The 21,249-nt window shown below is 54.6% G+C and carries 19 protein-coding genes and 3 pseudogenes; 13 read left to right on the top strand and 9 right to left on the bottom strand.

Annotated features, from left to right (window positions below):
- Positions 1–428 precede the first annotated feature (428 nt).
- From OAN307_RS21460 to OAN307_RS30815, 5 genes and pseudogenes are all read left to right on the top strand, one after another.
- Positions 429–1,148: a hypothetical protein gene (locus tag OAN307_RS21460; RefSeq protein ID WP_015501590.1), complete on the top strand. Its 720-nt coding sequence runs from the start codon at positions 429–431 to the stop codon at positions 1,146–1,148.
- Positions 1,141–6,522, top strand: coding sequence for a Hint domain-containing protein (locus OAN307_RS21455; protein ID WP_015501589.1), 5,382 nt, complete (start codon positions 1,141–1,143; stop codon positions 6,520–6,522). The genes OAN307_RS21460 and OAN307_RS21455 overlap by 8 nt, the downstream gene beginning before the upstream one ends.
- Positions 6,523–6,685: 163 nt before the next feature.
- Positions 6,686–7,079 (top strand): annotated as a pseudogene (gene tnpA, locus OAN307_RS21450) (IS200/IS605 family transposase).
- Positions 7,080–7,097: 18 nt separating this feature from the next.
- A pseudogene (locus OAN307_RS31500) lies at positions 7,098–7,642 on the top strand (arginine deiminase family protein).
- Positions 7,581–7,775: an arginine deiminase family protein gene (locus OAN307_RS30815; protein WP_275450623.1), complete on the top strand. Its 195-nt coding sequence runs from the start codon at positions 7,581–7,583 to the stop codon at positions 7,773–7,775. The pseudogene OAN307_RS31500 and the gene OAN307_RS30815 overlap by 62 nt, the downstream one beginning before the upstream one ends.
- Before the next feature lie 22 nt (positions 7,776–7,797).
- Here the strand turns inward: OAN307_RS30815 and OAN307_RS31735 are convergent, their stop codons facing one another.
- Positions 7,798–8,013, bottom strand: a complete 216-nt coding sequence (locus tag OAN307_RS31735; RefSeq protein ID WP_456299435.1) for a hypothetical protein — start codon at positions 8,011–8,013, stop codon at positions 7,798–7,800.
- Here OAN307_RS31735 and OAN307_RS31730 point away from each other — a divergent pair.
- From OAN307_RS31730 to OAN307_RS21415, 8 genes and pseudogenes are all read left to right on the top strand, one after another.
- Positions 7,972–8,094 (top strand): hypothetical protein, encoded by a 123-nt coding sequence (locus OAN307_RS31730; protein WP_456299431.1) that lies wholly within the window; start codon positions 7,972–7,974, stop codon positions 8,092–8,094. The genes OAN307_RS31735 and OAN307_RS31730 overlap by 42 nt on opposite strands.
- A gap of 61 nt (positions 8,095–8,155) precedes the next feature.
- Positions 8,156–8,788: a hypothetical protein gene (locus OAN307_RS21440; RefSeq protein WP_456299430.1), complete on the top strand. Its 633-nt coding sequence runs from the start codon at positions 8,156–8,158 to the stop codon at positions 8,786–8,788.
- Positions 8,789–8,924: 136 nt separating this feature from the next.
- Positions 8,925–9,197 carry an amino acid kinase family protein gene (locus OAN307_RS31725; RefSeq protein ID WP_245540915.1) on the top strand — a complete coding sequence of 91 codons (273 nt, stop codon included), beginning with the start codon at positions 8,925–8,927 and terminating at the stop codon, positions 9,195–9,197.
- A 137-nt stretch (positions 9,198–9,334) separates the two neighbouring features.
- Entirely contained in the window at positions 9,335–9,703 is a 369-nt protein-coding gene (locus OAN307_RS31720; protein WP_245540914.1) for an amino acid kinase family protein, read from the top strand.
- Between the two features lie 74 nt (positions 9,704–9,777).
- Positions 9,778–11,029, top strand: a pseudogene (locus tag OAN307_RS31490) (F0F1 ATP synthase subunit beta).
- Between the two features lie 14 nt (positions 11,030–11,043).
- Entirely contained in the window at positions 11,044–11,298 is a 255-nt protein-coding gene (locus OAN307_RS30410; protein ID WP_245540913.1) for a FoF1 ATP synthase subunit delta/epsilon, read from the top strand.
- A gap of 135 nt (positions 11,299–11,433) precedes the next feature.
- On the top strand, positions 11,434–11,721 hold the full coding sequence (locus tag OAN307_RS21420) for an AtpZ/AtpI family protein (RefSeq protein WP_015501586.1): 288 nt from the start codon (positions 11,434–11,436) through the stop codon (positions 11,719–11,721).
- Entirely contained in the window at positions 11,718–12,017 is a 300-nt protein-coding gene (locus OAN307_RS21415; RefSeq protein ID WP_051068075.1) for an N-ATPase subunit AtpR, read from the top strand. Before OAN307_RS21420 ends, OAN307_RS21415 begins: the two co-directional genes overlap by 4 nt.
- A gap of 83 nt (positions 12,018–12,100) precedes the next feature.
- Here OAN307_RS21415 and OAN307_RS21410 read toward each other — a convergent pair whose 3' ends face one another.
- The 8 genes from OAN307_RS21410 to glpD form a co-directional block, all read right to left on the bottom strand.
- Positions 12,101–13,243, bottom strand: a complete 1,143-nt coding sequence (locus tag OAN307_RS21410; protein WP_015501585.1) for an iron-containing alcohol dehydrogenase — start codon at positions 13,241–13,243, stop codon at positions 12,101–12,103.
- A 208-nt stretch (positions 13,244–13,451) separates the two neighbouring features.
- Positions 13,452–15,176: an ABC transporter substrate-binding protein gene (locus tag OAN307_RS21405; protein ID WP_015501584.1), complete on the bottom strand. Its 1,725-nt coding sequence runs from the start codon at positions 15,174–15,176 to the stop codon at positions 13,452–13,454.
- Positions 15,177–15,249: 73 nt separating this feature from the next.
- Positions 15,250–15,522, bottom strand: coding sequence for a DUF2160 domain-containing protein (locus tag OAN307_RS21400; RefSeq protein WP_015501583.1), 273 nt, complete (start codon positions 15,520–15,522; stop codon positions 15,250–15,252).
- Positions 15,523–15,541: 19 nt separating this feature from the next.
- On the bottom strand, positions 15,542–16,390 hold the full coding sequence (locus tag OAN307_RS21395) for a carbohydrate ABC transporter permease (protein WP_015501582.1): 849 nt from the start codon (positions 16,388–16,390) through the stop codon (positions 15,542–15,544).
- Positions 16,390–17,262 carry a carbohydrate ABC transporter permease gene (locus OAN307_RS21390; RefSeq protein ID WP_015501581.1) on the bottom strand — a complete coding sequence of 291 codons (873 nt, stop codon included), beginning with the start codon at positions 17,260–17,262 and terminating at the stop codon, positions 16,390–16,392. The genes OAN307_RS21395 and OAN307_RS21390 overlap by 1 nt, the downstream gene beginning before the upstream one ends.
- A 1-nt stretch (position 17,263) precedes the next feature.
- Positions 17,264–18,343 (bottom strand): ABC transporter ATP-binding protein, encoded by a 1,080-nt coding sequence (locus OAN307_RS21385; RefSeq protein WP_015501580.1) that lies wholly within the window; start codon positions 18,341–18,343, stop codon positions 17,264–17,266.
- 11 nt (positions 18,344–18,354) lie between these two features.
- On the bottom strand, positions 18,355–19,443 hold the full coding sequence (locus OAN307_RS21380) for an ABC transporter ATP-binding protein (RefSeq protein WP_015501579.1): 1,089 nt from the start codon (positions 19,441–19,443) through the stop codon (positions 18,355–18,357).
- Positions 19,443–21,065 (bottom strand): glycerol-3-phosphate dehydrogenase, encoded by a 1,623-nt coding sequence (gene glpD, locus OAN307_RS21375; RefSeq protein WP_044044213.1) that lies wholly within the window; start codon positions 21,063–21,065, stop codon positions 19,443–19,445. Before glpD ends, OAN307_RS21380 begins: the two co-directional genes overlap by 1 nt.
- Between the last annotated feature and the right edge of the window lie 184 nt (positions 21,066–21,249).

Raw genomic sequence — 21,249 nt, 5'->3', positions numbered from 1 at the left:
ATGCGTAAGCTGATTGTCCTCGCAAACGCCCTACTGCGCGATCATCGGAAATGGGTAGAAAAAGCGGCTGACCGAGGCGGATACTCATCGTTTGAAAGCAAACGACGGCCGGGCGGTGGTCGGCACAACTATCCACGTGACCTCTGGGTTGAGCCAAATGGTCAGTGACTCGCGCTGTTTCAGGGCCTTGTGATACTCAGGCCAGTTCCTCGTGCGGTAAATCAGGGGGGCAGGTTTGCTTATGCACACAAGCTACCATGCTGTATTCACAGCATAAATATCAACTACAAGAATATTTGTGCAACAAAGAGATCTAAATATACCGACATGAATCAAAGATACCAACATGAATCCAAGGAATGTGTTATTTTAAATAACATCAGGGCGTTAAGACCCTATTTTAATACGTGATCAAAGAGGCAGGTCATTTGGAAATCGATATATTTGTACAGTTAGCTCTTTTGGGGCTGGCGACTCTCGCGTTGCTGCCCTCCACTCCCGAAGAGGTGAGCGATACCTTTGTGGTCGGTCTGGGCAGCACGCGTTCTTTGAGCGATCCGATGAACAGTGGAGTCGTTATTAAAAGCGACGTGCCACTCAAAAATCTGATGGGGCTTGATATTTCAGGCCGTTTGATTGCCAACATCTACGTGCGTTTAGCTGTTGCCAACAGTGCGTCTAAAGAACGTCTGCGCCAGTCTCTTCCAGATGAAAAAATGGCGCGGCCTCGTAATTGGGCAGCAAGTAGTGCAACTTACCTATTTATTTTAAATGAAAGCCCACTTGTTCATACTCTTTTCACCCAAGTTCGTGCAAGGTTTTCGAGCAAGTCCGCCGCGCATTCTTTGATGCCACTGGGACAAGAGCTAATCTTAGACTTCGATCACGCGCCACTAACTGAGGCGGAACCAACGTCTAATAAACCGGTATTGCCAGGGTCCAGATCAGACAAGGAAACCTTGGCTGTGGCAAGCGATTGGAGCAGCCAAGTTTGGCACAGCCATCTCGGAACAATGGGTCAAAGTTTCATGGATCGGCTGTTGCCCTCAGAACGCATCGACCATGCTGATACCCAATTTATAAACGGTGTCCGTGCAGAACACGCCGTCTTGATGGGCAGTTCAGAAATGGGAAATCAACATGGTTGATCGTCGCGTACCTGATGACTTTGATACAATTGAAGATGCGTTAGAGCTTGCTCAATATGGCGATGTAATTGTTCTGGCAGAGAACTACTACGGCCCTGAAGATGTGAATGTCTCTGTAAGCGGTATTACGATTACAGGGCCAGCAACCGCGACGGGTATAAATCTATTTTTGGAAGCTGGGGTCAAAGATTTTGTTCTCTTAGGTGAAGCGCCTATTAACGTCACTGACACTCCCAAAGATACAACCAGCTTGAATGAGAGCAACAATATCTCCGGCAATGATGGTGACAATACCATCACTTTGACAGGTGGTATCGATGTAGTTGATGGCGGGGATGGACCGGGTACAGACTGGTTGGTGGTCGATTATAGTTGGGCCACGGTCGCAATTACTGGAACTGCTACCTCGTTTGAAGTCGCTGGAAACTCGATTACATACTCCAGTTTCGAACATTTCAAAGTGCTGGGTGGAACTGCAGCTGACCAAATTACTTTGAGCAGTGGCAATAACTACATCGACGCGGGTGAAGGTGCAAATTCCATCTCTGCTGGCAATGGTGATAATGTCATTAAAACTGGTGCTACTGCTGATTCAATCACCGTTGGTGCTGGCAATAACAGCATATTTGCTGGCGGTGGTGTCAATACCATTATTACTGGCGCTGGCAACAATCTTGTCTCAACTGGTGATGCCGCCGACACTGTCACCACGGGTGGTGGCAACGATATTATAAAAGACACCGGCGGCGCAGGCACTGTGACCGCCGCCGCCGGTCATGACCGGCTCATCTTGGACTATTCCGAGTTAACGGCGGCTGTCACTAACACCCTTACAGGTGCCGAGCCGAGCTATGGTGGCATAATTGCAGGTACGACCTTTTCTGGTGTCGAGGAATTTCACGTCACCGGGAGCAGTAATAATGACAACATCTTAACCGGTGCTGGTTCTGACGTTTTGGATGGTGGAGCCGGGGCCGACACTCTGACGTCTGGCGGTGGATCTGACGTTATTTATGGTGGCGTCGGTGATGTGGTCGATGGTGGCGAAGACGACGGCACAGATTTGAATGACTTTGACGTCTTGGTTTTAAATGACTTTGGCGATTATCGGATTGATTATGCTACTGTTGATGGTGACGTGGATACGGAGAGCGGCATTGTTGTGCAGCTTGCCGATGGTATTGAAACCGGGTCAGTAGAATTTACCGGTATCGAGAGTATCGAATTCACAAATAATATCGTGACAACTTCTGAGAACACGCAGTTGGTGGGCAATCTTCCTCTTACAGCGGACACCACCGTGACTACGTTTGCGATGGGAAATATCACTGGTGACGCTGGTAGTGCGGTGTCACGCACAGAAGGCGTTCTGGAGATTGAAGCAGATGGTAGTTACATCTTTACTCCGGCTTCGAATTACAACGGCCCGGCCCCTGTAATAAACTACACTGACAGTGATGGTGTTATCTCGTCCCTGAGGATCAACGTTTCACCCGCTGATGAAAGTGCCACCCTCGATACGACCGCACCAGATGCCCCAACCGTGAGCATCGCGGAAGACACAGATAATGATGGCCTGATCAGCGGCGGGGAATCGTCCGGTCAGGTTGATGTTACGATTGCATTGCCGGCTGGTGCAGTTGCGGGCGACAGGCTCACGATCACCAACCCTGACACCGGCACAACAGCTGTGGATCTGAGCGCGGCTGATATCACGGCTGGCGACGTTAGCGTTACCTATGACGTCCCAGCAGAGGGCGGCACCATGACCGTCTCGGCGGTGATCACTGATGCGGCCGGTAATACCTCTGCTGCGGGCAGCGATAGTGCCACCCTCGATACGACCGCACCAGATGCCCCAACCGTGAGCATCGCGGAAGACACAGATAATGATGGCCTGATCAGCGGCGGGGAATCGTCCGGTCAGGTTGATGTTACGATTGCATTGCCGGCTGGTGCAGTTGCGGGCGACAGGCTCACGATCACCAACCCTGACACCGGCACAACAGCTGTGGATCTGAGCGCGGCTGATATCACGGCTGGCGACGTCAGCGTTACCTATGACGTCCCAGCAGAGGGCGGCACCATGACCGTCTCGGCGGTGATCACTGATGCGGCCGGTAATACCTCTGCTGCGGGCAGCGATAGTGCCACCCTCGATACGACCGCACCAGATGCCCCAACCGTGAGCATCGCGGAAGACACAGATAATGATGGCCTGATCAGCGGCGGGGAATCGTCCGGTCAGGTTGATGTTACGATTGCATTGCCGGCTGGTGCAGTTGCGGGCGACAGGCTCACGATCACCAACCCTGACACCGGCACAACAGCTGTGGATCTGAGCGCGGCTGATATCACGGCTGGCGACGTCAGCGTTACCTATGACGTCCCAGCAGAGGGCGGCACCATGACCGTCTCGGCGGTGATCACTGATGCGGCCGGTAATACCTCTGCTGCGGGCAGCGACAGTGCCACCCTCGATACGACCGCACCAGATGCCCCAACCGTGAGCATCGCGGAAGACACAGATAATGATGGCCTGATCAGCGGCGGGGAATCGTCCGGTCAGGTTGATGTTACGATTGCATTGCCGGCTGGTGCAGTTGCGGGCGACAGGCTCACGATCACCAACCCTGACACCGGCACAACAGCTGTGGATCTGAGCGCGGCTGATATCACGGCTGGCGACGTTAGCGTTACCTATGACGTCCCAGCAGAGGGCGGCACCATGACCGTCTCGGCGGTGATCACTGATGCGGCCGGTAATACCTCTGCTGCGGGCAGCGATAGTGCCACCCTCGATACGACCGCACCAGATGCCCCAACCGTGAGCATCGCGGAAGACACAGATAATGATGGCCTGATCAGCGGCGGGGAATCGTCCGGTCAGGTTGATGTTACGATTGCATTGCCGGCTGGTGCAGTTGCGGGCGACAGGCTCACGATCACCAACCCTGACACCGGCACAACAGCTGTGGATCTGAGCGCGGCTGATATCACGGCTGGCGACGTCAGCGTTACCTATGACGTCCCAGCAGAGGGCGGCACCATGACCGTCTCGGCGGTGATCACTGATGCGGCCGGTAATACCTCTGCTGCGGGCAGCGACAGTGCCACCCTCGATACGACCGCACCAGATGCCCCAACCGTGAGCATCGCGGAAGACACAGATAATGATGGCCTGATCAGCGGCGGGGAATCGTCCGGTCAGGTTGATGTTACGATTGCATTGCCGGCTGGTGCAGTTGCGGGCGACAGGCTCACGATCACCAACCCTGACACCGGCACAACAGCTGTGGATCTGAGCGCGGCTGATATCACGGCTGGCGACGTTAGCGTTACCTATGACGTCCCAGCAGAGGGCGGCACCATGACCGTCTCGGCGGTGATCACTGATGCGGCCGGTAATACCTCTGCTGCGGGCAGCGATAGTGCCACCCTCGATACGACCGCACCAGATGCCCCAACCGTGAGCATCGCGGAAGACACAGATAATGATGGCCTGATCAGCGGCGGGGAATCGTCCGGTCAGGTTGATGTTACGATTGCATTGCCGGCTGGTGCAGTTGCGGGCGACAGGCTCACGATCACCAACCCTGACACCGGCACAACAGCTGTGGATCTGAGCGCGGCTGATATCACGGCTGGCGACGTTAGCGTTACCTATGACGTCCCAGCAGAGGGCGGCACCATGACCGTCTCGGCGGTGATCACTGATGCGGCCGGTAATACCTCTGCTGCGGGCAGCGATAGTGCCACCCTCGATACGACCGCACCAGATGCCCCAACCGTGAGCATCGCGGAAGACACAGATAATGATGGCCTGATCAGCGGCGGGGAATCGTCCGGTCAGGTTGATGTTACGATTGCATTGCCGGCTGGTGCAGTTGCGGGCGACAGGCTCACGATCACCAACCCTGACACCGGCACAACAGCTGTGGATCTGAGCGCGGCTGATATCACGGCTGGCGACGTCAGCGTTACCTATGACGTCCCAGCAGAGGGCGGCACCATGACCGTCTCGGCGGTGATCACTGATGCGGCCGGTAATACCTCTGCTGCGGGCAGCGACAGTGCCACCCTCGATACGACCGCACCAGATGCCCCAACCGTGAGCATCGCGGAAGACACAGATAATGATGGCCTGATCAGCGGCGGGGAATCGTCCGGTCAGGTTGATGTTACGATTGCATTGCCGGCTGGTGCAGTTGCGGGCGACAGGCTCACGATCACCAACCCTGACACCGGCACAACAGCTGTGGATCTGAGCGCGGCTGATATCACGGCTGGCGACGTCAGCGTTACCTATGACGTCCCAGCAGAGGGCGGCACCATGACCGTCTCGGCGGTGATCACTGATGCGGCCGGTAATACCTCTGCTGCGGGCAGCGATAGTGCCACCCTCGATACGACCGCATCAGATGCCCCAACCGTGAGCATCGCGGAAGACACAGATAATGATGGCCTGATCAGCGGCGGGGAATCGTCCGGTCAGGTTGATGTTACGATTGCATTGCCGGCTGGTGCAGTTGCGGGCGACAGGCTCACGATCACCAACCCTGACACCGGCACAACAGCTGTGGATCTGAGCGCGGCTGATATCACGGCTGGCGACGTCAGCGTTACCTATGACGTCCCAGCAGAGGGCGGCACCATGACCGTCTCGGCGGTGATCACTGATGCGGCCGGTAATACCTCTGCTGCGGGCAGCGATAGTTCTGGTGTCAACTGTTTTGCAGAGGGGACGTTGATAACAACTGCAGGCGGCGAAATTCCAATAGAAGACTTGCAAGTGGGAGACCTTATACAAACCCTTGATAGGGGGCTGCAACCGCTTCGCTGGATTGGTCACCGCCACCTTGACGCCCGCGAATTGGCTGAAAAAGAAAATCTTTGTCCGATCCGCATTAGTCAGAATGTTATTGGCCATGAAAATTGTGATCGCGACTTGGTTGTATCACCCCAGCATCGAGTTTTAATTGCCTCTCGCGTGGCTGAACGGATGTTCGGAAGCACAGAAGTCATAGTCGCAGCCAAGCATCTGCTGGCAATTGAGGGGGTCGATATAGCCACTGATTTAAAACACGTAACTTACTTTCACATCCTCCTTGATGAGCATGCAATCGTCTACGCCAACAAGGTTCCTGCCGAGAGCCTTTATCTAGGCTACCAGGCGCAACTCAGCCTGAGCGTGGCTGGTCGGGCGGAAATCTTTGCCTTATTCCCTGAGGTGGCTTCACCGAGCTTCATACCCACCTCTTGCCGGCCAATTATTGGCAACAAACGGGCTAGAAAGCTGGCTCAACGCCATATGAAAAATAATAAGTCGCTGTTGCATGCGCTGTCTGACGTCAGCGCCTATGGGTCCAAATAGCAGTATTTGATTTTCTACCTAATGGATCGAAACCACCGGCTTCTAGCCGGTCAGCTTCAGCGAATCTATGATTGATCTTCTCTCCTGAATTTTGAAACCATACTGCTAATGCGGGTTTCAAAATTCAGGAGAGAAGATCATGCGTTATTCCTCATCCGCGCACATGCGTTTTTACCACAGATTTCACGTCGTGTGGGTCACAAAATGTCGTGTGGGTCACAAAATATAGATACAAGGTTTTGCAGGGTGCGATGAGAGAGCGGATACGTGAGATTATCATGCAAACATGCGCTGAAATGGGCGTCCATATCGTGAAAGGTGTGCTGGGACGCGATCATGTGCACATGTTCCTGTCGATCCCACCAAAACTGTCCCTGTCCAACGTTATGCAACGCATAAAGGGCCGCTCGTCGCGCCGCATCCAGATGGAATTCCCTGAGTTGCGCAAGCGCTACTGGGGCAGGCGGTTTTGGGCACGCGGATATTTCTCAACCACCTCTGGAAATGTGACTGACGACGTCATCACACAGTATCTGGAATTGCATTCCTCTAAATGATGCTACCGTCCCGATACCTTGCTTAATACCGCGATCTACAAGTTTCATCCGAAGTTCGCGGGCAAGACGACGATCCACTACGGCGACCGAACCCTCGATCACGGGCTGGCGACGCTGGAAAGTGGTGACATCATGCCAGTGGGCGATGGCACTGTGCTGGTTGGCATGGTCGAACGGTCTTCACCGCAGGGGGTGGGGCAACTGGCCGAGGCTTTGTTCGAAACTGGCGCCGCCCAGCGGTTCTGGCCTTTGCCATTCCCAAATCGCGGGCGGCGATGCATCTGGATACGGTCTTTACGCTTTGCGGCGGCGATGTGGTTACGACCTTCAAGGAGGTAGCTGATGAACTGGTTTGCTACGACATTCGCCAGGGCGAAGGGTCAACTCGCCTGCAATTCCGCCATGACCCGCGCCCGATCTTCGACATTGTGGCTGAAGTGCTTGGCTACAAGAGCCTTAAGGTCGTGCCTACCGGCGGAAGCTCCGAAGAAGAGCGCGCCCGTGAGCAATGGAATGATGAACAACGTTCTGGCTCTGCGGCCCGGTGTGGTGATCGGCTATGACCGCAATGACGACACCAATGCTGCGCTGAAGGCGGCGGGTATCGAGGTGCTGGCCATTCCCGGCGCTGAGCTTGGCCGCGGTAGCGGTGGCGGCCACTGCATGAGTTGTCCGACTATGCGTGACCCAATTTAATGTGAAAGGCGACCCAAATGGCTCATAAAAAAACCGGCATTTTCTGGCCTTGCGTGACTTTGCGCCGCGCGAAATCGCCTTCCTGCTCAAACTCGCGGCCAACCTGAAGGTGGCAAAATATACTGGCACCGAATTGCCAACGTTGTAGGGCAAAGACATCGCGCCGATCTTTCAGAAGGTCAGCACCCGCACCCGCGTGGGTTTTGAGGTCGCGGCCTACGATCAGGGCGCGCGTCACCTATTTGGGGCCAACCGGGTCGCACATCGGCCACAAGGAATCCGTGAAAGACACCGCTCGCGTTTTGGGCCAGATTTATGATGCTCTCGAATATCGTGGTTTTGGTCAGAAAATTGTCAATTAGCTTGCTGAATATTTTGTCGTGCCCGTCTACAACGGGCTGACCAATGAATTTCACCCAACACAGATCCTGGCCGATTTTCTGACAATGCAGGAACATGTTGAGAAGCCATTGCACCAAGTCGCCTTCGCTTTCTTGGGTGATGCAGGCAACAACATCGGCGATAGCCTACTAATCGGTGGCGCCAAGATGGGCATGGATGTGCGTCTTTGTGCACCAAAGGCTTGTTGGCCCAAGACTGCGATCATCAATGAGGCGAAAGTGATTACCGCCGACACTGGGGCACGGATGCTGATTACGGAAGAAGTGGACGCCGCAGTCAAGGGTGTCGATTTTGTCTACACTGATGTCTGGGGGTCGATCGGCGAGCCCAAGGAGAAATGGGCCGAACGCATTGAGCTGCTGACACCGTATCAGGTGAACGCGGATGTGATGGCACAAACTGGCAATCCACGCGCTTGTTTCATGCATTGTCTGCCGGCGTTTCACAACGCGGAGACCACAGTTGGTGCCAAAATCAAGGCAGAGTTCGGTCTGTATGCTATGGAAGTAACTGAGGAGGTTTTCGAAAACCCAGCTTCCATCGTTTTTGATCAAGCGGAAAACCGAATGCACACAATCAAGGCGGTACTCGTCGCCACATTGGGGGCCTGAAATGTTGGCATGGTTCGCAGCCATCGGTGGCAATTCTTTGTTGCAGCGGGGGCAACCCCTGACGGCACAGTCGCAGCGCGCCAATGTCAGAAGAGCTGCAGAAGCGCTGGCGGCCATCGTGCGTGCTGGACATTAGTTGATCGTGACCCACGGCAATGGTCCACAAGTAGGTCTGCTCGCGCTGCAAGGCGCTGCCTACAAACCTGACGAAGCCTATCCGCTGGATGTTCTAGGGGCCGAAACCGAAGGCATGATCGGTTATCTGATCGAGCGGGAATTGGAGAATGCGCTGGGGCATGATCGCGCGGTTGCAACCCTTTTGACCCAAGTGATTGTGGATGCACAGGATCCCGCATTCGGCTACCCGACCAAATTTGTTGGGCCAGTTTATTCTAAGGACGAGGCTTAGGCGCATGCTAAGGCGGCGGGCTGGACCATCGCACAAGATGGGCAGCATTGGCGGCGTGTCGTGCCGTCCCCCAAGCCCCTCGAAATTCCTGATCTACGCGTGGTGCGGCTACTTCTAGATCAAGGTGTGATTGTCATTTGCGCAGGTGGGTGGGTATTCCCGTGCTGCGCCGCCCCGATGGCAGCTTGATTGGCATCGAGGCGGTGATCGACAAAGACGCCACTAGCGCACTGCTGGCCGCTGATGTCGGCGCGGATGCCTTGCTGCTTCTGACGGATGTCGATGCGGTATTTGAGGATTTTGGCACAGATACGGCTGCGGCTATCAGTCATTTGACACCAGAAGAGGGCCGAAACCTGAATATGCCAAAAGGTTCGATGGGGCCAAAGTTGCACGCCGCCTGTGAATTTGTGGATCGTGGTGGCGTTGTCGGCATTGGGCGCTTGGCCGATGCGCTCGCAATCCTTGATGGCACGGCTGGTATCAGCGTGTCGCAAAGGGGGTGACTCAGATGAACACCAAGGCCCGTTCAAGACCTGAAAAAATGACAGATGGGCGCATCGCCGCCATACGCAGTGGCGTGGTTGATGTGGCGTTCAGCGGGCCAGTGTTTCGCATCCACGATCTACTTGATGCGGGAGATGTTGCGCTTGAGGTGTCCGGGTTGATTGGCGGCGGTATAGTTGGTGCCATTGCCATGGCACCAGTGCGCGGGCTTGGCATGACAGTTAAGGTCACTGGTGGGCCAATCCAAGTACCGTTAGGGGATCCCGTTTTGGGGCAGATGCTGGATGTGTTCGGCGCGCCGATCGATGGTCGCCCTACGCCTGCGGCTGTAGAGCGTCGCTCAATCCACCGGCCCCCACTCAAGTTAAGCGAGCGCGTTTGCACTCCCAGATTCTGGAAACCGGCATCAAGGCAATTGATCTTTTGTTACCAATCGAACGCGGTGGCAAGTCGGGGTTACTCGGTGGGGTCGGTCTTTTTTGTGGGATCGGCGAACGATCGCGCAAGGCCGAAGAACTTTACCGCGAGATGGGTGAGGCCGGTGTACGCGAAAAGACGGTGATGCTGTTCGGACAGATGAACGAGGCCCCCGGTGTACAGTTTCTAGTGGGCAACGCGGCCCTTACGGTGGCCGAATATTTCCGCGACGACAAAGGGCAGGACGTGCTGCTCTTGATCAATAACATTTTCCGCTTCGTGCAGGCGGGATCCGAAGTGTCATGTCTGATGGGGCCGTTGCCTTCGCGTGTCGGGTACCAATGGACGTTGGCCACAGAACTGGCAGTACTCGAGGAACGCATCACCTCGACCAGCCGGGGCGCAATTACCTCGATCCAAGCCGTTTACGTACCCGCCGATGATTTTCCTGATCCGGCTGCGGCCCATATTTTTCACATTTGTCGGCATCGGTGGTCTTGTCGCGCAAGCGGGCGAGCGAAGGGCTCTATCCTGCGGTTGATCCGCTGGCATCAGCTTCAGTGATGCTGACACCTTCGGTGGTTGGGCAGCGGCACTGTGACATCGCCCGCGCCGTGCGTCGGACACTGGCCGAGTATGAGGAACTCCGCAACATCATCGCGATGCTTGGCCTAGAGGAGCTGTCTTCGGCTGATCGCGCCACAGTGGCGCAGGCCCGGCGGCTGGAACAGTTTCTGACGCAGCCCTTCTTCACGACTGGGTCCTTTAGCGGGATGGATGGGAAGTGGGTTCCGATCGAGGATACACTAACTGGCTGCGAAACGATCCTTGCGCAGACTGAGTTTGATTTGCCCGAAAGCGCCTATCACATGATCGGCGGACTGGACGATCTGGCGGTCAAAACATGAACATGGCATCCGACATGACCGTGACGCTGCGCCTGCCAACCCGCATGCTTTTCGAGAGGCAGGCACTACGCCTGACATCTGTGGCTGAGAACGGTGCGTTCGGCATCTGGCCAAACCATATTGATTTTGTCACAGCACTTGTGCCGTCCGTCATAACGCTTCGGCTTGCCGACGGGACCGAAGAAATCTTTGGCATCGACGAAGGCCTGCTGGTCAAGAAAGGGGCAAAAGGTCGCCATTGCCGTACTGCGCGGGGTCCATGGCGATGATCTGGGCAGCCTGCAGGATACTGTGCAAGCAAACTTCATCCAGATGGACGAGGATGAGCGCCAAGCCCGGTCCGCCTTGTCGTGGCTTGAGGCGGACATAGTCCGGCGTTTTGCCGAATTGCAGAGGCCGGTCCAATGACGCCGAAACCCGACAAATCCACCGATGACATCGCGCGCCAAGCCAAGCGAATGAAATCGATGTGCGATCATCCGGGACCAAGTCCGCTGCGCGGCATTGGGACATTCGGTATGATCGGCTGGTCTATTGCCGTGCCCACGGTCGGGGGTGCGTTTCTGGGTCTCTGGCTGGAACGTGTTGCATCGCAAAGGTTTTCCTGGCCCATCGCCCTGATCTTGGGCGGTGTCGTTTTGGGCGCCTTTGTTGCTGCGGCGTGGGTCAGCAAGGAAGGAGGTAACAAATGATAAGCTTTGACTGGACCGCAGTGATGTCGGGTCTTGCGGTTGGGTCTGTGGTGGGCACCGTCTTTTTCGTAGGGCTAGCTTTTGGGATTCGGCTCGCATTGCGCACCCAAAACCCGATCAGAATTCTGACATTCAGCGTAGTGCTGCGGATCGCAGCACTACTTGGTATCGGTTGGATTGTTTTGGGACAGGGCGGACCATGGGCTGCCTTTGGCTACGGGGCAGCGTTCTTCGTAGTGCGGTTCATCGTCACGACATTTGCGCGCATTGGCTCTCTTGTCGGAGACGCGTCGTGAACCTGTCGCCCGATCAAACAATCATGTTCGAAGCATGGGGCTTCCCAATCAACGCGACCATCTTTTTTACTTGAAGGGGTTTCCTATTCGGCGCAGCGCAATATCGCCACGAGTTCATGCCGGGCCAGTGGGAATGGATTGCCCTTCATGGAAGACGCTTTGGAAGCAGCAGCGGCGATCTCAGAATAATGTGTGTCAGATAGCTTCATGTCTGCCAGCCCGCGAAGGCCCATGTTCTGTGACCACCGGTGCAGTTCGGATATGCCGCTACCCTTAATACCATCGGCAAAGTGGGCATCAATCTGGTGCAAGATCCAATGCAGCCGATCAAATATGTCACTCTGAGGCTGTGCCTTGCGCAGATGCGATTCTAGAACGGCAGGAAGAAGTGCGCCGCAGATTTCACCGTGGGGGGCATTCGTTTTGCCGCCTATCACACCGGCAAAACCGTGGACCGCACCGAGTCCGGCATTCGCCAGAGCCAAGCCGCCGCAGGTGCTGACCCACGCCATGCTGTCCCAAGCAGCCTGCGCATCATTCTCAACCAAGTCTTTCAAGACACTCAGGCCAATTGGAATCGCACTTCGGCACAAGGCATCCGTCATAGGGTTCGCCTTGAGCGATAAGTACGGTTCGATCACTTGCGTGATTGCATCCAACCCGGCCGCAAGGGTGACGTGTTTTGGCGCGCCCTGCATAAGACTTGGGTCGATGATTGCGATTTCGGGCAACATCTGTGGATCGCGAAGGCTGACTTTTAGGCCGTGTTCGGGCACTGATATAACGGCGTTCTTTGTGACTTCGGCCCCTGTGCCCGCAGTCGTGGGCAGCGCAATCATCGGGATTGTTTCGTGTTCTAAACGGCGACCATCGCCGACCACCTCCAGATAACTGGCTGGTTTTCCGCTGCACGGGATCAGCGCCGCCAGAGCCTTGGCAAAATCAATGACGGACCCACCCCCCAACGCGACCACAACATCAGGTCGCATTCCGTCAAGTTGCGTCAACGCCACTTCGATATTGGGCAAGCTAGGTTCGCGGCCGCAGGATATCGTATTCATTGTCAGGCCCGCGGCACGGCACCCGTCAATCAGCCACTGGGCCCTGCTTGGGTCGGACCCGTGGATCAGTAAAACCACCTGCCCAAACGTGGCCGCCAAGGTCGCAGCCTGTTGACATTGACCGCGCCCAAAGAGAATTTTTTGTGGGCAAATAAATGAAAACAATGGCTCTAATCCTTAGAAGGCAACATGGCGCAAAAAAGTGTATTACGGCCAATTTTGAAAAATAGTTTAACCAGTCTGCATGTGTTTGCACGCTACAAAAAATGGCCGCCAAACAGGGCGACCATTCCATAAATCAGCCGCTAGGGTGATCCGAAGACGTAAATATTTCTGTGAGTTTGGGGCCACGATGTCGCGGCCCCAAATCAGTTTATTGCTGCCAGGATTGGATCAGCTCGTCATATGAAATCGTGACCGGAGTCTCGTCTTCATTTTCAAGCCGTGGCTTAGGTGAACCGGGCTGGGACAGCCAGTATTCTGGATCACTCTCTTCGTTCAAGAGTGGACCGAATTCACCTTGGACGCCTGCACGCTCAAGACGGGCCAAGACGGCTTCTTGATCTGCGCAAAGCCCATCAAGAGCCTCTTGTGGTGTTTTCGCACCGGACATTGCGTCGCCTATGTTCTGCCACCACAACTGCGCCAGCTTTGGATAGTCAGGCACGTTCGTGCCAGTTGGGGACCACTGAACGCGGGCTGGCGAGCGGTAAAACTCGATCAGACCACCAAGACGTGGTGCACGCTCGGTGAAGCTTTCATGCTGGATCGTTGATTCACGAATGAATGTCAGACCAACATGGCTTTTGCGTACGTCCACAGTCAGCGATGTGACGAACTGGGCGTAAAGCCAAGCAGCTTGTGCACGATCAACTGGTGTGGATTTCATCAGCGTCCAAGAACCGGCGTCTTGGTAGCCGATCTTTGTGCCTTCAACCCAGTATGCGCCGTGCGGTGAAGGTGCCATGCGCCACTTTGGCGTGCCATCTTCATTCATCACTGGCAGGCCAGGTTCAACGGATGCTGCGGTAAACGCGGTATACCAGAACATCTGCTGTGCGACATTACCCTGTGCAGGAATTGGCCCTGCTTCAGAGAACGTCATGCCCATCGCCGCAGGTGGAGAGTAGAGTTGAAGCCATTCGATTGCTTTGGTCACAGCATAAACAGCAGCTGGACCGTTGGTCGCACCACCGCGAGCAACACAGGACCCGACGGGCTGTGAATTCTCGTTAACACGAATACCCCATTCATCGACGGGCAGGCCATTCGGCTCACCTATGTCGCCAGCACCAGCCATGGACAGCCATGCATCAGTGTAGCGCCAGCCGAGCGACGGATCGCGCTTGCCATAGTCCATGTTGCCAAAGACGTCGCCTTCAACGCCCAAGCGCGACAGATCGCGGCCCGTAAAGAATGCTGCGATATCTTCGTATGCTGACCAGTTGACTGGAACGCCTAGCTCATAGCCGTACTCAGCCAAGAAGTCGGCCTTGTTGATGTCGTCGTTGAACCAATCATAGCGGAACCAATAAAGGTTCGCGAACTGCTGAGTTGGCAATTGATAGACTTTGCCATCCGGACCTGTGGTAAAGGAAAGGCCAATGAAGTCTTCCAGATTCAGGTTCGGATTTGTGACAGCAGCGCCTTCGTCAGCTATCCAATCGGTCAGGTTACGGGCTTGCTGATAGCGCCAATGCGTACCGATCAGGTCACTGTCGTTGACATAGGCGTCATAGATATTCTCGCCTGTCTGCATTTGTGTTTGCAGCTTTTCGACAACGTCGCCTTCTCCGATCAGGTCATGTGTGACCTGAATTCCAGTTATGGCAAAGAACGCAGCTGCCAACACGTTGGATTCATACTCATGGGTCCCGATTGTCTCGGATACCACGTTGATTTCCATACCTGCATATGGCTGCGCGGCGTCGATAAACCACTGCATTTCAGCTTCCTGATCCGCGCGTGATAGCGTGGACAATTCGCCGATTTCGCTATCAAGGAATGCCTGTGCGGCCTCCATATCAGCGAACGCAGGTGCGGCCAGCATGCACACGGCAAGCCCAACCGCAGTCGTTCCTTTTAGTCGCAAGTTCATACTTTTTCCTCCCAATTCAGAACATGTGAACAGCATGGATATCAGACACCAAACCGTTCGGTGGATGCGCTTTCTAGACCCAACGGAAAACCGCGATGGCATAAAATAAGCACACGATCAGCGCCCCCCATTGCGGAGCGCTGAACAATCCGAGCCAAGCCAAATTAAGAAAGGCAGAGCCCAGTAGCGTGATAAACAATCTGTCACCCCGCGTCGTTTCGATCCGAAGAATACCAGTGCGTGGCACTTCGGGATATTTGATCGCAAGCACCGTAAAGGTGATCAAAGTGACTGCGATAATTGCGAAGAAAGTGGCGGTGGGCCAAGTCCAAGCCATCCAGTCCATGATATTTCTCCCTTTTTTGTTAAACGCGGCCTAGGGCGAAGCCCTTGGCGATGTAATTGCGGACAAAGTAGATGACCAAGGCACCGGGCAAGATCGTCAGAATCCCCGCTGCTGCCAACACACCCCAGTCGATGCCAGAAGCCCCGACCGTCCGTGTCATCGTTGCAGCAATTGGTTTGGCGTCCACACTGGTCAGGGTCCGGCTGAGAAGTAGTTCGACCCAACTGAACATGAACAAGAAGAACGCGGTCACCCCGATCCCTGACGCGACAAGCGGTGTAAATATTTTCACGAAAAACCGCGGGAACGAGTAGCCATCGATATAGGCTGTTTCGTCGATTTCCTTGGGCACGCCGCGCATGAACCCCTCAAGAATCCAAACCGCCAGAGGCACGTTGAACAGCGCGTGGGCAAGTGCGACGGCAATATGCGTGTCAAACAAACCAATCGAGCTGTAAAGCTGGAAAAACGGCAATGCAAAGACCGCAGGTGGGGCCATCCGGTTGGTCAGCAACCAAAAGAACAGGTGCTTGTCGCCAAGGAACGAGTAGCGGCTAAACGCATAGGCCGCAGGCAGCGCAACAGCGAGCGAGATTACCATGTTCATGACAACGTAGGTCATGGAATTCAGGTAGCCGGTATACCAAGACGGGTCTGTCAGGATTGTCATGTAGTTGTCGAACGTCATATTTTGGGGCCACAAGGTAAAGCTACCCAAAATCTCAGTGTTTGTTTTTAGGCTCATGGTCAGCAGCCAATAGATTGGCAGCAACAAGAACAGCAGATACAGGCCCATGACGATCGCGCTGCCGTTGATCTTTGGCAAGCCAAGGCCACGTTTTGCGTGTGTATGTGTAAGATCAGACATTAGTGGCCATCCCTTTTGTCGAGGTTCGTCATCACTGTGTAAAACACATATGAAACCAGCAGGATCACGAGGTAATACATGATCGAGAAGGCAGCAGCGGGACCAAGGTCGAACTGTCCTAGGGCCATTTTGACCAGATCGATCGACAAGAACGTCGTCGAATTACCAGGTCCGCCACCTGTGACCACGAAGGGTTCGGTGTAGATCATAAAGCTGTCCATAAACCGCAGCAGAATAGCAATCATAAGAACGCCCATGATCTTGGGGAGTTCAATAAAGCGGAACACCTTCCAACGGCTTGCTTGGTCAATCTTGGCGGCCTGATAATAGGCGTCCGGGATCGACTGGAGACCCGCGTAGGCTAAAAGCGCCACAAGTGATGTCCAATGCCACACATCCATCATGACGACCGTAATCCAGGCCGCATAGAAGTCTTGCGTGTAGTTATAATCAATTCCGATCGCATTAAGTGTGTAACCTAGTAGTCCAATATCGACGCGGCCAAAAATCTGCCAAATCGTTCCCACAACGTTCCAAGGAATGAGGAGTGGCAACGACATAAGCACGAGGCAGAGCGAGGCCCAAAATCCCTTTTTTGGCATGTTTAGCGCGACAAAAACACCAAGCGGGATTTGAATCGTCAAAATGATGGCAGTGAAGGCAATTTGACGCCCCAAGGCGTCCCACATCCTCTCTGAGGCCAGGATTTGTTCGAACCACTCAAGGCCGGCCCAGAAGAACTCGTTTCTTCCGAACGTGTCTTGAACCGAGTAGTTTACGACTGTCATTAAAGGGATCACTGCGGAAAACGCGACGAGGACCAACACGGGCAGAATAAGAAACCATGCCTTTTGATTTACGGTCTTGTTCATATCAAGCCACCTTTGGCGCAACGCGCCAGCTGTTGGAGTAAATGTTGATTCCTGTCGGATCGAAGACAACGCGGTTCATGTCTGGGGAAATATCGGCGCCTTCGGGCGCGAGCACGTTGATCTCAGTACCGTTGAAATCGGCGCGCACAATCTTGTGGCGGCCAACATCTTCGACCCGTTTTATTGTCACTGGCAGGCCTTCGTCACCCGTACTGAGAGACGTGAATTCGGGACGCACACCCAGCTCAACTTTGCCGCTCAACGCGCCAAAACCTTTGCCGAGGGGGATCTGCGTGCCCGCAAGGACGGCTGTGTCACCATCCACCTGCGCGTCGAGAACGTTCATACCCGGAGAGCCAATAAAATAGCCTACGAATGTATGTTCGGGCTGCTCAAAAAGCTGTTGCGGCGTACCAATCTGCACAACACGGCCATCATACATCACGACCACTTTGTCCGCGAAAGTCAGCGCTTCAGTCTGGTCGTGGGTCACGTAGATCATTGTGTGCCCAAATTCGTGGTGCAGTGATTTAAGCTGGGTGCGCAATTCCCATTTCATATGCGGATCAATGACCGTCAGCGGTTCATCAAACAATAACGCGTTCACATCCTCGCGGACCATGCCGCGTCCCAGTGAAATCTTTTGCTTGGCATCTGCCGTCAGGCCACGGGCCTTACGGTTCAGCATATCCTCCATCCCAATCATTTCTGCGATCTGCTGAACACGGTCACGCACATAGGCCGCATCGGCGCTGCGATTGCGCAAAGGAAAGGCCAGATTATCGTGCACAGTCATGGTGTCGTAGACCACAGGAAACTGGAAAACCTGCGCGATATTGCGCTGTGTCGTTGGTGCCGCCGTCACGTCCTTATCGTCGAACAGAATACGCCCTTGGCTGGGATGCAACAGGCCAGAAATGAGGTTGAGAAGCGTAGATTTACCGCAGCCGGAAGACCCAAGCAAGGCGTAGGCTTCGCCGTCGGCCCAGTCGTGATTAAGTTCTTTGAGCGCATAGTCATCTTCGCTGCTCGGATTGGGCAGGTACGAATGCGCTAGATTTTCGAGGGTAATTTTTGCCATTTTATGTTCCCTCAGGCCGCAGTTGCATAGGATGCAGGCGCGACAGACGTGCCGTCCTGAGCGAAAATATAAACATGGCTTGGGTCAAGATAGACCTTCAAAGACATACCGATCTTAAGGTCCCGCACGCCATGGATCAGGCCAACCCAACTGTCACCTTGATGATCGAGGTGGACGAAAGTTTCGGAACCCGTGATTTCAGTGACCCGCAGTTTACCGCTGAACTCCAATGTGTCAGCACTCTGTTTTTCGAGTTCAAGATGGTTGGGGCGGAAACCGGCGATGTAGTCTCCGTCATCCAAGCCCGCAAAGGCGCCAGATGCTGCGGCTGCTTGTCCATCCCCGAACTGCAGGCGGGCGCCTGTCTTCTGGATATTCAGAAAATTCATCGGCGGATCTGAGAACACCCGTGCCGTCGTCGCGTTGATAGGTCGCCGATATACCGTGGGCGTCAAGCCGAACTGCGTAATCCTGCCTTCCCACATGGCCGCGGTATTGCCGCCCAAAAGCAGCGCCTCTTCCGGTTCCGTCGTGGCATAGACAAAGATTGATCCAGCCTCTTCAAATATTTTTGGGATTTCAGCGCGCAATTCTTCGCGCAATTTATAATCAAGGTTGGCCAGCGGCTCATCCAGCAACACAAGACCGGCATCTTTGACAAGTGCGCGTGCCAAGGCACAACGTTGTTGCTGACCACCTGACAATTCCAGTGGTTTGCGATCAAGGAAGGGGCCAAGTTTCATCAGGTCAGCGGCCTGTCTGACGGCCGCATCAATCTGGCTGGCAGATTGTTTGAGAAGACGCATGGGGCTGGCGATGTTTTCATACACCGTCATCGACGGGTAATTAATGAACTGCTGATAGACCATGGCGATACCGCGCTCTTGAACGCGCATTCCCGTGACGTCCTGTCCACCCCAGATAATTTTTCCAGTGTTCGGTACATCCAGACCAGCCATCAGCCGCATAAGCGATGTCTTCCCTGATGACGTTGGTCCAAGCAAGACGTTCATCGTACCGCTTTGCAGTTCAAGATCGGTCGTATAAATATGTGTCTGGCCGTTCACGACCTTGGACACGCCTTCTAGAACCAATGACATTACGCGCTCCTCTTTGGCAGATCGGGTTGTGTGTGGCTGCGGTGGTGCGACGCGTTCTGTGCCATCCATTTGTCCAGCGCGTTTATGTCTTCAACACTCATACGCAGTCCAAGTTTTGAGCGACGCCAAACGATGTCTTCAGCCGTATGTGCAAATTCTTTTTGGATCAGCCAAACAACTTCGCTTTCGGTCAACGTGGCACCAAAATCTTTGCCCAATGCAGCCTTGGTGGTTGCATCTGCAAGAACGTTGAACGCGTCCATCCCGTAGGCTTTGATTAGGCGGTTGGTCCACGCGACCGTCAGAAACGGATATTGCTTCGACAACCGCGCCGTCAACGCCGCGACGCCATCCACCGAAAAATTGCCACCCGGCAGCGGTACGCCGGCCGTCCAGGACTGTTCAACATCAGGGAAAAACGCCCCGATCTTTTCCATCGCCGATTCGGCGAGTTTGCGGTGGGTCGTGATCTTACCGCCAAACACGCTCAGGATTGGCGCGCCTGCAGACGTGTCGACTTTCAAAACATAATCCCGCGTTGCAGCCGTGGCTGACTTGGCACCATCATCATAAAGCGGGCGAACGCCAGAATACGTCCAGACAATGTCGTCGGCTGTGACGGGGGTCTTGAGGTATTTCGAAGCAAAATCCAAAAGGTAGCTTTGTTCTTCTGGGGTGCAGACTGGCTTTTGGTTTACGTCTTCATGCTCTGCGTCTGTCGTCCCGATCAGCGTAAAGTCGGTTTCGTAAGGCACGGTAAAAATAATCCGCCCATCGGTGCCTTGGAAGAAATAGCATTTGTCGTGATCGTAAAGTTTACGCGTTACGATATGACTTCCGCGCACCAACCGAACACCTTCTGTTGCATTGATCCGTACCGTATTTCTGATCACGTCCTCGACCCATGGCCCACCAGCGTTGACCAACATCCGCGCTGACACGTCGCGGCGCACACCCGTATCAGTGTCCTCAAGCGAAATTTCCCAAATGCCTTCCGTTTGCTCCGCTGAAATGACCTTGGTGCGCACATTGATGCGCGCGCCGCGACCTTCGGCGTCTCTCGCGGTCAGAACGACCAGCCTGCTGTCTTCGATCCAGCAGTCTGAATATTCGTAGGCCAGTTCAAATCTCTCTTGCAGGGGCGCACCCTCGGGTGTCCCCGCCAGATTAAGCGACGTTGTTCCCTTGAGGATCTTACGCCCACCAAGGTTGTCATAGAGGAACAAACCAAACCGGATCAGCCACGCGGGTCGGCGCCCCTTCATCCAAGGCATCACAATGTTCAACAGCTTGGACGTCGGCGTGTCGCCGTCAAACCGCATGTCTTTGTGGTAAGGCAGAATAAATCGCATCGGCCACGAAATATGCGGCATCGCCTTTAGCAGAACCTCGCGTTCGATCAGAGCTTCGCGGACAAGTCGGATTTCCCAGTATTCCAGATATCGCAGGCCACCGTGGAAAAGCTTTGTCGATGCCGACGACGTCGCGGAGGCCAGATCGTTCATCTCGGCCAGTTCAACCGTCAGCCCACGGCCCACAGCGTCGCGCGCAATTCCACATCCATTGATGCCACCACCGATGACGAAAAGGTCGACAGTGCTGCAATTTTTGCGCTGGTCCAATGAAGCCTCCCTGCATTCATTATTTGCTGCAGCCTCCCAGCTTGCAGCGATACCTCATTCAGCGCCAAAATGTGCTGCATTGCAAGAACGAATGTTCGTTTGTGTTCGCTTGCCCTCCAAATAGCTGAAATAGATCGATTCTTATTATCGAATACGTCCCTTTCGTAAGCGGTTTGCGCCATGA

It is taken from the genome of Octadecabacter antarcticus 307 (assembly GCF_000155675.2).
GTDB classification, from domain to species: Bacteria; Pseudomonadota; Alphaproteobacteria; order Rhodobacterales; family Rhodobacteraceae; genus Octadecabacter; species Octadecabacter antarcticus.
The sequence above is the reverse complement of the archived record's forward strand: the minus strand, read 5'-3'. Positions and strand labels throughout refer to the sequence as shown.